The organism is Streptococcus sp. Marseille-Q6379, assembly GCF_965119505.1.
Genome location: NZ_CBCPLV010000001.1, coordinates 592,526 through 606,508, shown reverse-complemented (window position 1 = coordinate 606,508; position 13,983 = coordinate 592,526). Strand labels below are relative to the sequence as shown.

Here is a 13,983-nt window from a genome sequence, read left to right as displayed (position 1 = left end):
CAAACAATGTATACATACTTAATGAATATCTTACAAAACCTTACTCAAGAAATCCTTAGTACGATCTTCCTTAGTATTGTCGAAAATCTCTTGTGGTGTACCTTCTTCTACAATAACACCGCCATCCATAAAGATAACACGATCAGCCACCTCATACGCAAAGCCCATTTCGTGGGTAACGATTGCCATTGTCATCCCTGATTTAGCAAGGTCTTGCATAACGGCAAGAACTTCACCAACCATTTCTGGATCAAGGGCTGATGTTGGTTCGTCAAACAAGAGAACGTCTGGATCCATAGCCAAACCACGTGCGATTGCAATACGTTGCTGCTGACCACCAGATAGACTTGTTGGGTAGGCATCTGCCTTATCTTTCAAGCCAACCTTTTCTAAAAGTTCCATAGCTTTCGCGTCTGCATCAGCTTTTGAAACACCCTTGGTTTTAATCGGTGACAAGGTGATATTTTCCTTAACTGTCATGTTAGGGAAGAGGTTAAACTGTTGGAAAACCATTCCCATTTTTTCACGCATTTTGAAAATGTCGTTATTCTTATCTGTAATATCCACACCTTCAAAAGAAATAACGCCTTTTGTAGGTTTCTCAAGCAAGTTCATTGAGCGTAGGAAGGTTGATTTTCCTGATCCTGAAGGACCAATGATAACCACTACTTCACCCTTTTTAATATCTAGATCAATCCCTTTGAGAACTTCATTCTTACCAAAATACTTGTGAAGATTTTTAATCTCAATAATTGTTTCTGCCATTATTTACGTCCCTCCCCAAGTCGTTGTTCCATTTGTTTCAAGAGTGCCGTCATAGCTGTTGTTACAATCAAATAATAGAAGGCTGCGAACAAGAGCGGCGTCAAAGTCAAGTAGGTCGTTGTTGCAACAGTTTGTGCACCATTCCACAATTCCATAACCCCGATGGTTTGCAAGAGCGAACTATCCTTGATAATAGTGACAAACTCGTTACCTAAGGCAGGCAAGATATTTTTAATAGCTTGAGGCAAGACCACATAACGCATGGTATTCCATGGACGGATACCAAGTGAGTAGGCTGCTTCAATCTGGCCTTTAGGAATAGACTCGATACCTGCACGTACACTCTCAGAAATATAAGCACCACTGTTCAAAGAAAGGACGATAATACCCGGAACGATACGTGATAAATCAAGGTTTAAAATCCCAAACTGCACAGTTGGAAGGTTCATGTGGATGAGGTTAAAAGCAATCATAATCTGCACAACCATAGGAGTCCCACGGAAAACCCAAACATAAAGGCTTACTAGCCACTCCAAAGGTTTGATTCCAGAACGCTTGGCCAAGGATACCAAAACCCCGAGGATGGTTCCGAAGAAGACCACGCAGACCGAAATCATAATTGTTACTAAGACACCATAGTTAAAGTAAGACCAAAACTGCGGTAGAAATGAAAAATTCATCTAGATACTCCTTACTAATATTCTTCAATATTATATCAGAAGACTGTATAATAATAAAGTATTTTCTTATAAATGCGATATTTCAGTATAAAAACTAAGTTATAGACATCGCTATCAAATCTCTCAAGCAAGACACCTCAAGTCCTCATAAGATGACATCTTCCCAAAAGGTTTGTCAATGATTTGAAATACTGCCTATTTTGGTAACCCATACAAGCATTACCCGATGCTTTCATCCTGATAAAAATGCCTGAAACTCGATAGTTTCAGGCATTTTGAGTTTTTGGAACCTTGTAAAGTCCCCAAATGATTTATTAGTAAAGCAAATCGTAGATTTCCATTGCAATCAAGTCAATGCTATCAAATGAATAAGATTCACGTGCTTCAACGTCACGCAATGTGAAAACTGGACCATTTTCAGGATCGTTGCTAAATGATACTTCGGCAACAACCACTCCTTCACGTTCAAAATTACGTTTCAAATTACCACCATCAGCCGCCATCATTTCAAGACGGTTAATGATTCTCACCAAATGTGATTCCATGTTATTTCTCCTATTAATTGTGTATTTCTTACTTATTTTATCACACTTATGGGAAAAATGGGGGAATTTTAAATATTTTTCAAGGAATTGTACATAATGCCCTTAATAGAATGCATACGATTCTCAGCTTCTTGGAAGATGATGTCACTGTACTTTTGGAAGACTTGATCTGTAATTTCTAACTCTGCCAAACCATATTTGTCATAGATTTCTTTCCCAATTTGGGTATTGAGATCATGAAAGGCTGGGAGACAATGCATAACGATAACATCTGGATTTTCTGTCTTGGCTAGTAGGTCTGCATTAATTTGATAAGGCAAGAGTAAATCAATACGAGATTTAAAATCTACCTCTTCACCCATAGATACCCAGACATCCGTATAAAGCATATCCACTCCCTTGACCTCTGAAATATCATCTGTAATGGTTAAGTCGGCACCATTATTATGTTTCTGAGCTAAGGCTACAATCTCATCTTCGGGTTGCAGCACCTCTGGGGCAATAATCTTGACATTAACGCCTAAAATAGCCGAAGTGACCAAAAGTGAGTTGGCCATATTATTTCTACCATCTCCAATATAGGCGATGGTCAAGTCTTCCAAACTACCAAAATGCTCCTTCAAAGTCATGAAATCCGCAATCATTTGCGTTGGATGCCAGGTATCCGTCAAACCATTCCAGACCGGAACACCTGAGTACTTAGCCAAATCCTCGACATCTTCTTGCTTAAACCCACGGTACTCGATTCCATCAAACATAGATCCCAGAACCTTGGCCGTATCAACTACAGATTCCTTTTTACCTAACTGAATGTCTCCAGCACCAAGGTAGGTCACATTCATACCTAGGTCCTGACCGGCCACTGTAAAAGCTGAGCGAGTTCTGGTAGATGTTTTTTCAAAAATCAAGGCAATATTTAAGCCATCTAAATATTTATGCGGAATTCTTTCCTTCTTTAACTGTTTAAATTTTATAGATAAATCAATTAACTCCTCGAGTTCTTGCTTGGTAAAGTCGATTTCTTTCAAAAAGGATTTAGATTGTGTCATAGGTATCTCTCTTTCGTTCTGAATAATATAAAAACATTATATAATTTTTATACATTACAGACAAGTAATTTTGAATTAAAATTCAAAATCAGCACTCTTATCAAGAGAGTGCCAAACCTAAATACTTTTTACTTGCAATCTACCTTCTGCATGCTATAATGTAGTCATAGATTTGACCTTTTTTGACCAAGAATATTTTCAATAAAGGTCTTTCCCAATTCAGATAGAAAAGAGGTACTGATATGCTCTGTCAAAACTGTAACCTTAATGAAGCTAGTATTCATTTGTATACCAATGTAAATGGTAATCAGCAACAAGTTGACCTCTGTCAAAATTGTTATAAAATCATGAAATCTGACCCAGAGAACCCCCTTAATCAATTCAATCAAACTGGAGGTTCCAGCTTCTTCGATGATTTCTTCAGCGACCTAAATAACTTCCGTTCTTCTAACGGTGATCTTCCCAATACACCTCCAACACAAGAAGGTGGTAACCGAGGAAACGGTGGTAATACACAAGGGCCAGGCCGTCCAGGAGGACCACGCCAACAAGCTCCTCAACAGCCACAAGGTCTTCTTGAAGAGTTCGGCATTAACATCACTGACATCGCTCGTCGTGGAGACATCGATCCAGTCATTGGTCGTGACGAGGAAATCATTCGTGTCATCGAAATTCTTAACCGCCGTACCAAGAACAATCCCGTCCTCATCGGTGAACCCGGTGTCGGTAAGACTGCTGTCGTTGAAGGACTAGCTCAAAAAATTGTAGATGGTAGCGTTCCTCAAAAACTCCAAGGCAAACAAGTCATCCGTCTTGATGTGGTCAGCTTGGTTCAAGGAACTGGTATTCGTGGCCAATTTGAAGAACGCATGCAAAAACTTATGGAAGAAATTCGTCAACGTCAGGATGTTATCCTATTTATTGATGAAATCCATGAAATCGTAGGAGCTGGTAATGCTGGAGATGGCAATATGGATGCTGGAAACATCCTAAAACCTGCCCTTGCTCGTGGGGAACTTCAACTGGTCGGAGCAACAACACTCAACGAATACCGCATCATCGAAAAAGATGCTGCCCTTGAGCGTCGTATGCAACCAGTTAAGGTTGACGAACCAACTGTTGAGGAAACCATCACTATTTTGCGTGGGATTCAGCCTAAATATCAAGACTACCACCACGTCAAATATACGGACGAAGCGATTACTGCAGCTGCAGAATTGTCCAACCGCTACATCCAAGACCGTTTCTTACCAGACAAGGCCATCGACCTTCTTGATGAAGCTGGTTCGAAGATGAACTTGACCCTCAACTTTGTTGATCCTAAAGATATCGACAAACGTTTGATTGAGGCTGAAAACCTCAAGGCTCAAGCTACTCGTGACGAGGACTTTGAAAAGGCTGCCTATTTCCGTGACCAAATTGCCAAATACAAGGAAATGCAAAAGCAAACCATCAAAGACCAAGATATGCCTGTCATCACCGAAAAACATATCGAAGCTATTGTGGAACAAAAGACCAATATTCCTGTCGGTGATTTGAAAGAAAAAGAACAATCACAACTTCTTAGTCTTGCCGATGATCTTAAATCACATGTTATCGGACAAGATGCTGCAGTTGATAAGATTGCCAAAGCTATCCGCCGTAATCGTGTTGGATTGGGTGCTCCAAACCGCCCAATTGGTAGCTTCCTCTTCGTAGGTCCTACAGGAGTCGGTAAAACTGAGCTCTCTAAACAATTAGCCATTGAACTCTTTGGTTCAGCTGACAGTATGATTCGTTTCGATATGTCAGAATACATGGAAAAACACGCTGTCGCTAAATTGGTTGGTGCCCCTCCAGGATATGTTGGTTACGACGAAGCTGGTCAGTTAACTGAAAAAGTCCGCCGTAATCCTTATTCACTTATTCTTTTAGATGAGGTCGAAAAAGCTCACCCAGACGTTCTTCACATGTTCCTCCAAGTACTTGACGACGGTCGTTTGACTGATGGTCAAGGGCGCACTGTAAGCTTCAAGGATACCATCATCATCATGACATCAAATGCTGGTACTGGTAAAGTTGAAGCTAGCGTTGGCTTTGGAGCTACTCGTGAAAATCGTACCAATTCTGTTCTTAACCAACTTGGAGATTTCTTCAGTCCTGAATTCATGAACCGCTTTGACGGTATTATCGAATTCTCTGCCCTCAGCAAAGAAAATCTCCTTACTATCGTGGACCTCATGCTTGATAATGTCAACCAACGCTTGGCTAACAACGGTATCCACCTCAGTGTAACTGAGAAAGTTAAGGAAAAATTGGTTGACCTTGGTTACGATCCTAAGATGGGTGCTCGACCACTACGTCGTACCATCCAAGATCATATTGAAGATGCTATTACCGACTTCTACCTTGAAAATCCAAACGAAAAAGATCTCAAGGCAGTCATGACTTCAAAAGGCCACATTACCATTAAGTCTGCTAAAAAAGCCGAAAAAGCTACTCAAAAAGCTGAGGCAGCAAAAGAATCTGATTAAACAAATAAACCAAGTCATTACGACTTGGTTTATTTATCTTTTCATTTCCTATTTTCAAATTTATCCCTAATTCTGCCTAAATCAATAGGAAAATGAGCAAAATTTTAGTATAATATAGGCAAATAAACGTAAGGAGCAACTCATGAATCCAACATTTGGTGACAAGGTTGAGGGAGCTCATTATCAAACACGTTACGGTGTTTATGCTGTGATTCCTAACCAAGAAAAGACAAAGATTATTTTAGTCCAGGCTCCTAACGGAGCTTGGTTTCTCCCAGGTGGAGAAATCGAAGCAGGCGAGGATCACTATAGCGCATTAGAACGCGAGTTAATTGAAGAACTTGGGTTTACAGCCACTTTAGGACAGTACTATGGCCAGGCTGATGAATACTTCTATTCAAGCCACCGTGACACTTACTATTACAATCCAGCCTATATTTATGAAGTTGTAGATTTTTCAAAAATTGGCAAACCTCTCGAAGATTTCAATAACCTGGCCTGGTTTCCAATTGATGAAGCCATTGCTAAACTTAAACGTGGCAGCCATAAATGGGGAATCGAACAATGGAAAGCAAACAATATAACAACTGGCAAATCTTAGGAGGAAACTATGAAACTCATTAATACGACCCGTACACACCAAGAACTCGTTCAAAACCAACTAGACAACACGGATGCCTTTCTCGTAGAGACCTACTCTGCTGGGAATACTGATGTTGTCTTTACACAAGCACCTAAGCATTATGAACTCTTGATTTCAAATAAACATCGTGCTGTTAAAGACAACGAATTAGAAGTTATCCGTGAATTCTTCCTCAAACGAAAAATCGACAAAGATATCGTTTTGATGGACAAACTTAGAACAGTACACACTGACAAATTGATTGAGATTTCATTCCCAACAACTGTATAAGACAGAACAAGCAATGGCTAACACCACTGCTTGTTTTTTAGTATGTTACAAAGCTTTCGAAGCTTGATCCAGAACTTTCATAACCTGACGACTATGTTCCAACTGCTGGGCAACACTGTCAAAATCCTTGGTCGCCACCATCTTTTCAAAAGCTACAAATTCATCATACATACGATGTTGTGGACTATTGAGATTGACAACTCTCTCTTTCTGACCATTGAGAGTGACTCCAATTTCAGGAAGAGTGTTGGTTGCACCAAAAATAGTAATAGCTCCCTTATCCCCTTGAATAGTTGAACGAATCTCCGCACTACAGTCTTTAGCTCCAATGGCAACAGCCTTAAAGTTACCATAGTCCAAAACTAGAATTCCTGACGTATCCACTCCTCGCTCCACATTAGGTAGATATTCCACACGATTAGGCTTACCAAAAAGGCCAACAAGAAGGTGAATATTATAGATATTAAGATCTCTAAGTGCTCCCCCACCCATTTCAGGGTTGAAGACAGGAGCAATTTCCCCATGTTTGAAGGCATCGTAACGTGATGAATATTGGGAATAATTGATATTCACAATCTTAATATCCCCAATATCAGACAAGGCTTCCTTAATCGCTGTAAAATTAGCCAGATATTGATTGGTAATGGCCTCCATCAAGAGAAGCTTTTTTTCTTGAGCAAGCTTAGCTAGCTCTTCAAACTCTTCTAAATGAAGGGTGAAGGGTTTCTCACAGATAACATGCTTTCCGGCCAAAAGTGCTTTCTTAGCATAGTCATAGTGGGTATGATTAGGCGTTCCGACATAAATCGTATCAACTTCTGGATTAGACAAAATTAACTCATAATCACTAGTCGCCTGAGATAAGCCATATTGTTTAGCTAGGGCTTCTGCCTTATCGAGCGATCGTGGTGTCGATAAGATAGCTTCAAGCTCGATACCCTCAATAGTTGTTAACACAGGAAGAACCTCTGTCACAATCATTCCAGTCCCTAATAATGCAAGTTTCATCAACTTACCTCCTTCTTCCTCTAAACTCTCTTACTATACGGCGTAATTCTATAAACAGAACTATAATGAAGGAGGACTCAAATAGAAGTCCTCTAAAATTTAAGAACGGCCAAGCAGTTTCTTAACTCCTTGAATCGCTTTATATTTAAGCGGCTGTGGATAATAACGGAAGGTTCCCATCTTGCGAACGATATAACCATTAAAGTTTTGTTTAAATCGCAAAACCCCATCTGAACCATCAAAGATCCCCATAATACCAAGGAAGTTATAGAAAGTAATTCCACGTTTAATGGCTTGGGTCATCACATACTCTTGTAAGAGTGCTGGCGCATAAAACTTATTAAACTCCGGATAAGATCCACTAAAAAGATAAACAGCTTCTTGAGGTGTATAGACAAAAAGACTGCCAGCCAAAACAATATCTTCCTGACCATATTTATCAATAAAAGCAGTCGCTTCACCCTTTCGAACATCAAAGGTCTCAAACTGACTTGATAACTCTCTTAATTGGTTTTGTTTTTTCTCAGATTTTGGGTTAGCCTCTAAATCAGCCTGTAATTTGACAATTCTAGCTCCTAACTTCGCTTGATCACTTTCCAAATGGTCATAGTAATCCTGAAAATTCAAGGTAGCCACCATAAAATCAGCATTATCACCAAAAGCATCATAAAAATCTTGGTAATAATCTAGGGACTTGTCACTATACTCACGACGATCAGAGGTCGCCGAAGTGATTTCTTTAAAAATAGATAACTCATCACGTTTCAGTTTTTTCAACTTAATCCCGAAAGTTTTGGCTTTTTTAACCAATGGCTTCCCTTTTTTACTGAAAGACTTGATAAGATCTTTTTCTTCAATCCCAGATAAATCCTTAACATAGTGCCAGTCAGGCTCACCACCAGGATAACCTGTCTGTAAACCATCAAAGCTATAGCCTAAATCTGTCAATTGACTAATCAATTGCTTCTGCTCTTCACCAATTGGCTCACCATTACTATCAAAAGTTTGATAAGTATCATAAGGCTTGATTAACAGCTCAAGAGCGCCATTTGCCTTAGCATAATCCTTCAAACCCTGATAAAAGTCACTCAGATGAGCTGTATTTGAGTGAATCGGTCCACAATTCACCTCCATACGAAGCCCACCAGTCATAGGCATGCTGTAGACAATTGCTGAGACTTCTAGTTGGTTTCCTTCTTTCCAAGCGACATAGCTAATGCTAAATCCACGTTTTTCAAGAAGCTTAGCCATTTCCTCCGTTTGCATAAAAGAACGCTCAGACACTTGTTGAGCATGTGTGTTAAATTCTTCTTTAGTTACTTGAATGAAGCTCATTTTTTTCCTTCCTAAAATGGATAAAGTAAATGACGAGTGAGATAAAGAGCAAGATGGCAAGTACTGCCACTAATGGTATTCGAATCGGACGGATATTAAGCAACAAATCTCCACTAACTGCATAAACAATCGAGACTGGCGTCACTCCAATAAGGGTTGCCAAAATCCTCGTCCTTGTGGGTAAATTCATCTGAACACAAGCATAATTGACCAGAGCTGATGGTATAAAAGGAATAGAGAAGGCTAAAGAAATCCCAATAAAACGATGCTTAAAGTTTTCAATATAGTTTAGGAGTTTCTCCATACGTTTGGACTTCTCTGGCTTTTCAAGTCTTCTCAGAATTTCAAAACTAGTCAAATTTCCAAAAGTATTACCAATAATGTTCATCGGAATCGCAAGCAAAGGACCATAGAGTAGCCCAACAAAAATACAAAAAATAGAACTTGAAACTCCAGGAATAGCTGATGACAGAATCATAAGACTAATAAGGATAAGTGCATTTTGGAAATTAGCCTGCTTAAAAACTTCTCTTAAAAAGGCTTGATCATGCTTAGCGTTGATCCATTCCTTGATTAAGGGGATGAAGTTATTTAAAAGAGGCCATAAGAATACCAGTATTAAACCTGCTATCCCTATAAAAAATAGTCTTTTTTTGGTCATTACATCTCCACAATTTTAATCACTCCTTTTATTATAACAAAAAAATGCCTTCATTGATTTAGAAAGGCATTTTTTACTGTGATTACTTGTTAATCAAATTTGCTTGTGACTTGTTTTCCAAGGCACCATTTTTAAAGTTAAGGGTAAGGCTACCTGTTTCACCCTTCTTAGCGACAAGGTTTGATGACCAAAGAGCCTGTGTCATTGTTGCATCTGAAGAGACAGCGATTGAATAAACATCCGGTGTGCCAAGCGTTTTGACAGCATCATCATAGCTAGTTCCATTTTTGAGGTTTTCATACATCTTCAGTGTGATTTTGGGATCACGGACGTAAGAAAAGTTTGAAATTGACTTAACGACAGTGCTATTGTTAAAGAGTTTCGCTGTAACCACAACATTGTCATACTGCCAATTATAAACATCAAGCTTAGCATCTCCTGCTTGCTCTTGAGCAGTTGATGAGGGTTCACCAAACCAGCCCTTCAAGCTATCAAGATTTGAGCCTCCTGAGAATTCTTGAGAAGCATTTGCCATGGTGATTTTATCAAAGTTCTGGCGAACATTCCCATGCTTAACAGTTAAAATCTTTGAAGCTTCATTATCCAGAGATCCCTTCGTCTCAGTTTTAGACGAAGATTTTCCACAAGCAGCTAGAGTAAAAAGTGAGAGACCTAAAACGATCAAAGACAAAAGTTTTTTCATAATAAATTCCTATATACACAAATAAAAGGCTGACGCCTCAAGTATTTATGGAGCCGGTGGGAGTCGAACCCACGTCCAAACACCTGCCAACATATTCGTCTACAACCATAGGTTATGTCTTTCATTTAACAGATAGACGACACATAACTCAAGCCTTCTATCTGCGAGCCTATAAATCTCTTTTCAACCAGCTAGGCAATGGTCAAACGTAGCTTATAAATCAATAAAACCTCTAAACAAACATAAGCAATCTGCTAGAAGTCACGCGAGCAGGTGTTTAGGCTGCTACAGCGTAAGAATTAGTATTTTTTGCAGTTATATTTAACTGAGCGTTTACGTCGCCACACGAGTCGCAGAATATGCCTCATAATGCCTGTCGAATCCGTAACGACCCCAATATGAGATACTGAGTATTATAGCAAATTTATTAATAAATTGCAAAAGATTAGCCAAACTGTCTCCCCCAATAAATCCACTATAGAGACGCTAATACAGTAGTCAACTTTGATTTCAGGATAAGCTAGTAGCCATTCATCTGTATGTTTGCCTTTTTCCTTTCAACACTAAAAGAATTTACATAATAATTTCACTAAAACTTAGCAACTAAAAAAACGTTGAGCGAACAAATCTTTCAACGTTTTTCTTTTTGCACCCTAAGGGAATCGAACCCCTATCTCAAGAACCGGAATCTTACGTGATATCCATTACACTAAGGGTGCTCACAGTATACTATTATAGCATACTCTAAAATAGAAAAAAAGACATGTTTCCATGCCTCTTTTTTATCTTACAATTCGATATCTCCGAAAAGATCCGCCATTGAGAATCCAGATTGAGTTTCTGGAAGTTCGTAGTCACGTTTTTCTTGACGTTTTGGACGACGTGGACGTGATTGACGTTTTTCGTTGTTTTCGCCTTCAGCGTTAGCTGGACGTTCTTCAAGAGCTTTGATAGAAAGTGATACACGTTCTGCATCAGCGTTTACTTCAAGAACTTTAACAGTAACGTCTTGACCTACTGAAAGAACATCTTTTGGATTTTCAACACGTTTGTGTGAAATTTGAGAGATGTGAACAAGTCCATCGATACCTGGCAATACTTCAACGAAAGCACCGAAGTCAGTCAAGCGTTTAACTTTACCTTCGATAACATCACCAGCAGCAAGTTTTTGTTCAACGCCATCCCATGGTCCAGGTGTTGTTGCTTTAAGTGAAAGTGATACACGTCCTGCTTCTTCGTCGATAGCAAGAACTTTAACTTCAACTTCATCACCTACAGATACAACTGATTTAGGTGAAACGTTACGTTCGTGAGACAATTCAGTCACGTGAACAAGTCCGTCAACACCACCAAGGTCGATGAAAGCACCGAAGCTTGTCAAACGAGCAACTTTACCAGTTACGATTGAACCAACTTCAAGTTTAGAGAAGACTTCTTTACGTGCTTCTGCAGCTTCAGCTTCAACAACTTCACGACGTGAAAGGATGAAACGGTTTTCAGCTGGATCAACTTCTTTAATTTTAGCGTCAAATTCTTGACCTACAAATTGTTCAGTGTTACGAACAAAACGAGTATCGATCATTGAAGCTGGAATAAATCCACGAAGACCTTCAAATTCAACTGAAAGTCCGCCTTTAACAGCGCGTGTTCCTTTAACAGTAACAACTTCTTCTTCACGACCAACAAGTTTATCCCAAGCTTTGCGAGCTTCCAAGCGTTTTTTAGATACAAGGTAAGTTACAGTATCAGTATCTTTACCAACAACTTGACGAAGAACAAGCACTTCAAGTGTTTCACCAACTTTAACAAGGTCTGCAACGTTTGCGTCACGGTCGTTTGTCAATTCACGACGTGTCAAAACACCTTCGATACCAGTTCCTTCGATAACAACATTTGCTTGATCATTATCTACTGAGATAACTTCAGCTGTTACAACGTCACCTGTGTTAACTTCGCTAACACTGTTTAGCAATTCTTCAAATTCGTTCATTCTAAAAAGATCCTCCAACAAGAGCCAGCCAATTCTGACCCTTGATAACAATATATTTTTAAAGGTACCCGCAAAGACAATGGTTAACATAGACGGTGCCAATGCACCCGATACCTTTTACTGGGGTAGCTGGATTCGAACCAACGCATGAGGGAGTCAAAGTCCCTTGCCTTACCGCTTGGCTATACCCCAATAGCAAAATGCTATAAAAAAACATCTAAGTACTTGATATCGACTATCCCGATTCAGTTTCTTAGACATGGAGAGAGAGGGATTCGAACCCCCGAACCCGAAGGAGCGGATTTACAGTCCGCCGCGTTTAGCCTCTTCGCTATCTCTCCTTAAGAACAAGAAATAGTATATCACAGTTTCTTGACCAAAGCAAGCCTTTACTTTGGATTTTAATGATTAAGATTGTATGATTCAATAATGGCAGCTACTGCATCATCCATTTTTTTGTGGAAACCTGCAACATTTTCCTTGTCAACAACGGCAAACTTACCATCAATTTCCACAATTTGTCCAATCACTTTCTTGCCAACAAGAAGTTCAAAACCTTCGATGGTTGCTTTGTTGACGACTACTTTAGCATCATTAATTTGGATTTCAATTTTTTTATCTTTTTTACTCATAGATTTATACCCGATACTTGGCTCGAGCCATCCTTTCTTAATGTATCTCCTTAATTCTACCGAAAAAGAAAAAAGCTTGCAAGAGCAAGCCTTAAAATAATCATTTATCTATTAAGAATTAGTCAACTTTGACAATCCATCCTTCTGGTGCTTCAACATCACCAAATTGGATACCTGTCAACTCATCATAAAGTTTACGTGTTACAGGACCTACTTCTGTTTCTGAGTAGAAGACATGGAAGTCATCACCATGTTGTACCCCACCAATTGGTGAGATTACGGCAGCTGTACCGCAGGCACCTGCTTCAACAAATTTATCCAATTCAGAAATCTTAACATCACCTTGGATAGCTTTCATACCGAAGCGATTTTCAGCCAAGTAAAGCAATGAGAACTTGGTGATAGATGGCAAGATAGATGGGCTGAGTGGTGTAATGAATTCGTTATTAGCTGTGATACCAAAGAAGTTTGCAGAACCAACTTCTTCAATCTTAGTGTGAGTTGCTGGATCAAGGTAGATAACATCAGAGAAGTTACGGTCATGTGCAATCTTACCTGGCAACATACTTGCTGCGTAGTTACCACCAACCTTAGCAGCACCTGTACCATGTGGCGCAGCACGGTCATAATCATCTTGAATAAGGAAGTTTGTTGGAGCCAAACCACCCTTGAAGTAGTTACCTACTGGCATAGCAAAAATAGTAAAGATATACTCATCTGCTGGATGCACACCAATAATATCACCAACCCCAATCAAAAGTGGACGGAGATAAAGTGTAGCACCTGTACCATATGGTGGAACGTATTCTTCATTGGCACGCACAACTTGTTTACATGCATCTACAAATTTGTCAACAGAAACTTGTGGCATCAAAAGACGATCAGCAGTACGTTGCAAACGTTTGGCATTCTCATCTGGACGGAACAATTGAATAGAGCCATCTTTAGTACGGTAAGCCTTGAGTCCTTCGAAAGCTTCTTGACCATAGTGAAGGGCTGGAGATGCTTCTGAAATATGCAAAGTTGCATCCTCAGTCAATTGCCCCTCGTCCCACTTGCCGTCTTTGAAATATGAGATATAACGGAATGGAAGTTTACGGTAATTAAATCCTAGATTTTCCCAGTCTAAATCAACTGTCATGTGTATGTCCTCTTTTCTGTTACTATGTGCTTTCTAGTATAGTCCTTT

General features: G+C 39.5%; 13 protein-coding genes, 3 tRNA genes, 1 other RNA gene and 1 pseudogene. 3 read left to right on the top strand and 15 right to left on the bottom strand.

Translation table 11 applies throughout. The features are described from left to right. Nucleotides 1–30: 30 nt before the first annotated feature. From ACWPVZ_RS03035 to argF, 4 genes are all read right to left on the bottom strand, one after another. On the bottom strand, nucleotides 31–765 hold the full coding sequence (locus tag ACWPVZ_RS03035) for an amino acid ABC transporter ATP-binding protein (protein ID WP_037602114.1): 735 nt from the start codon (nucleotides 763–765) through the stop codon (nucleotides 31–33). Further along, nucleotides 765–1,445, bottom strand: a complete 681-nt coding sequence (locus ACWPVZ_RS03030) for an amino acid ABC transporter permease (RefSeq protein ID WP_002890385.1) — start codon at nucleotides 1,443–1,445, stop codon at nucleotides 765–767. Before ACWPVZ_RS03030 ends, ACWPVZ_RS03035 begins: the two co-directional genes overlap by 1 nt. Nucleotides 1,446–1,759: 314 nt before the next feature. Then, on the bottom strand, nucleotides 1,760–1,990 hold the full coding sequence (locus ACWPVZ_RS03025) for a DUF1797 family protein (RefSeq protein ID WP_002885970.1): 231 nt from the start codon (nucleotides 1,988–1,990) through the stop codon (nucleotides 1,760–1,762). A 68-nt stretch (nucleotides 1,991–2,058) separates the two neighbouring features. After that, entirely contained in the window at nucleotides 2,059–3,039 is a 981-nt protein-coding gene (gene argF, locus ACWPVZ_RS03020) for an ornithine carbamoyltransferase (RefSeq protein ID WP_454380843.1), read from the bottom strand. A gap of 242 nt (nucleotides 3,040–3,281) precedes the next feature. Here argF and ACWPVZ_RS03015 point away from each other — a divergent pair, with 242 nt between their 5' ends. From ACWPVZ_RS03015 to ACWPVZ_RS03005, 3 genes are all read left to right on the top strand, one after another. Then, complete coding sequence (locus ACWPVZ_RS03015) at nucleotides 3,282–5,552, top strand: AAA family ATPase (protein ID WP_454380841.1); 2,271 nt, start codon at nucleotides 3,282–3,284, stop codon at nucleotides 5,550–5,552. Nucleotides 5,553–5,694: 142 nt separating this feature from the next. After that, a complete protein-coding gene (locus ACWPVZ_RS03010) occupies nucleotides 5,695–6,153 on the top strand; it encodes an NUDIX hydrolase (RefSeq protein WP_002890379.1) in 459 nt (152 codons plus the stop codon). 9 nt (nucleotides 6,154–6,162) lie between these two features. After that, entirely contained in the window at nucleotides 6,163–6,465 is a 303-nt protein-coding gene (locus tag ACWPVZ_RS03005; protein WP_002885967.1) for a DUF1827 family protein, read from the top strand. Between the two features lie 45 nt (nucleotides 6,466–6,510). Here the strand turns inward: ACWPVZ_RS03005 and ACWPVZ_RS03000 are convergent, their stop codons facing one another. The 11 genes and pseudogenes from ACWPVZ_RS03000 to ACWPVZ_RS02950 all read right to left on the bottom strand — a co-directional run. Beyond that, nucleotides 6,511–7,473 (bottom strand): Gfo/Idh/MocA family protein, encoded by a 963-nt coding sequence (locus tag ACWPVZ_RS03000; protein WP_145516341.1) that lies wholly within the window; start codon nucleotides 7,471–7,473, stop codon nucleotides 6,511–6,513. Between the two features lie 99 nt (nucleotides 7,474–7,572). Beyond that, nucleotides 7,573–8,808 carry an aminoacyltransferase gene (locus ACWPVZ_RS02995; RefSeq protein ID WP_454380837.1) on the bottom strand — a complete coding sequence of 412 codons (1,236 nt, stop codon included), beginning with the start codon at nucleotides 8,806–8,808 and terminating at the stop codon, nucleotides 7,573–7,575. Next, on the bottom strand, nucleotides 8,786–9,286 hold the full coding sequence (locus ACWPVZ_RS02990; protein ID WP_192831325.1) for a TVP38/TMEM64 family protein: 501 nt from the start codon (nucleotides 9,284–9,286) through the stop codon (nucleotides 8,786–8,788). The genes ACWPVZ_RS02995 and ACWPVZ_RS02990 overlap by 23 nt, the downstream gene beginning before the upstream one ends. Before the next feature lie 265 nt (nucleotides 9,287–9,551). Continuing rightward, on the bottom strand, nucleotides 9,552–10,172 hold the full coding sequence (locus tag ACWPVZ_RS02985; RefSeq protein ID WP_454380835.1) for a DUF3862 domain-containing protein: 621 nt from the start codon (nucleotides 10,170–10,172) through the stop codon (nucleotides 9,552–9,554). Nucleotides 10,173–10,217: 45 nt separating this feature from the next. After that, nucleotides 10,218–10,567, bottom strand: a transfer-messenger RNA (tmRNA) gene (gene ssrA, locus ACWPVZ_RS02980). A 252-nt stretch (nucleotides 10,568–10,819) separates the two neighbouring features. Continuing rightward, nucleotides 10,820–10,891 (bottom strand) — tRNA-Arg (locus ACWPVZ_RS02975). Nucleotides 10,892–10,959: 68 nt separating this feature from the next. Further along, complete coding sequence (gene rpsA / locus ACWPVZ_RS02970) at nucleotides 10,960–12,162, bottom strand: 30S ribosomal protein S1 (protein ID WP_003094841.1); 1,203 nt, start codon at nucleotides 12,160–12,162, stop codon at nucleotides 10,960–10,962. Nucleotides 12,163–12,282: 120 nt separating this feature from the next. Beyond that, a tRNA-Gln gene (locus ACWPVZ_RS02965) sits at nucleotides 12,283–12,354 on the bottom strand. A gap of 68 nt (nucleotides 12,355–12,422) precedes the next feature. After that, nucleotides 12,423–12,503, bottom strand: a tRNA-Tyr gene (locus ACWPVZ_RS02960). Nucleotides 12,504–12,563: 60 nt separating this feature from the next. Then, nucleotides 12,564–12,794, bottom strand: a complete 231-nt coding sequence (locus ACWPVZ_RS02955) for a DUF2969 domain-containing protein (protein WP_002890369.1) — start codon at nucleotides 12,792–12,794, stop codon at nucleotides 12,564–12,566. Between the two features lie 118 nt (nucleotides 12,795–12,912). Next, a pseudogene (locus tag ACWPVZ_RS02950) lies at nucleotides 12,913–13,944 on the bottom strand (branched-chain amino acid aminotransferase); the annotation flags it as partial. Between the last annotated feature and the right edge of the window lie 39 nt (nucleotides 13,945–13,983).

Excerpts from the sequence above, each read along its gene's own strand:
- ACWPVZ_RS03035 (WP_037602114.1), bottom strand. The coding sequence starts at position 765 with ATGGCAGAAACAATTATTGAGATTAAAAATCTTCACAAGTATTTTGGT.
- ACWPVZ_RS03030 (WP_002890385.1), bottom strand. The coding sequence starts at position 1,445 with ATGAATTTTTCATTTCTACCGCAGTTTTGGTCTTACTTTAACTATGGT.
- ACWPVZ_RS03025 (WP_002885970.1), bottom strand. The coding sequence starts at position 1,990 with ATGGAATCACATTTGGTGAGAATCATTAACCGTCTTGAAATGATGGCG.
- argF (WP_454380843.1), bottom strand. The coding sequence starts at position 3,039 with ATGACACAATCTAAATCCTTTTTGAAAGAAATCGACTTTACCAAGCAA.
- ACWPVZ_RS03015 (WP_454380841.1), top strand. The coding sequence starts at position 3,282 with ATGCTCTGTCAAAACTGTAACCTTAATGAAGCTAGTATTCATTTGTAT.
- ACWPVZ_RS03010 (WP_002890379.1), top strand. The coding sequence starts at position 5,695 with ATGAATCCAACATTTGGTGACAAGGTTGAGGGAGCTCATTATCAAACA.
- ACWPVZ_RS03005 (WP_002885967.1), top strand. The coding sequence starts at position 6,163 with ATGAAACTCATTAATACGACCCGTACACACCAAGAACTCGTTCAAAAC.
- ACWPVZ_RS03000 (WP_145516341.1), bottom strand. The coding sequence starts at position 7,473 with ATGAAACTTGCATTATTAGGGACTGGAATGATTGTGACAGAGGTTCTT.
- ACWPVZ_RS02995 (WP_454380837.1), bottom strand. The coding sequence starts at position 8,808 with ATGAGCTTCATTCAAGTAACTAAAGAAGAATTTAACACACATGCTCAA.
- ACWPVZ_RS02990 (WP_192831325.1), bottom strand. The coding sequence starts at position 9,286 with ATGATTCTGTCATCAGCTATTCCTGGAGTTTCAAGTTCTATTTTTTGT.
- ACWPVZ_RS02985 (WP_454380835.1), bottom strand. The coding sequence starts at position 10,172 with ATGAAAAAACTTTTGTCTTTGATCGTTTTAGGTCTCTCACTTTTTACT.
- rpsA (WP_003094841.1), bottom strand. The coding sequence starts at position 12,162 with ATGAACGAATTTGAAGAATTGCTAAACAGTGTTAGCGAAGTTAACACA.
- ACWPVZ_RS02955 (WP_002890369.1), bottom strand. The coding sequence starts at position 12,794 with ATGAGTAAAAAAGATAAAAAAATTGAAATCCAAATTAATGATGCTAAA.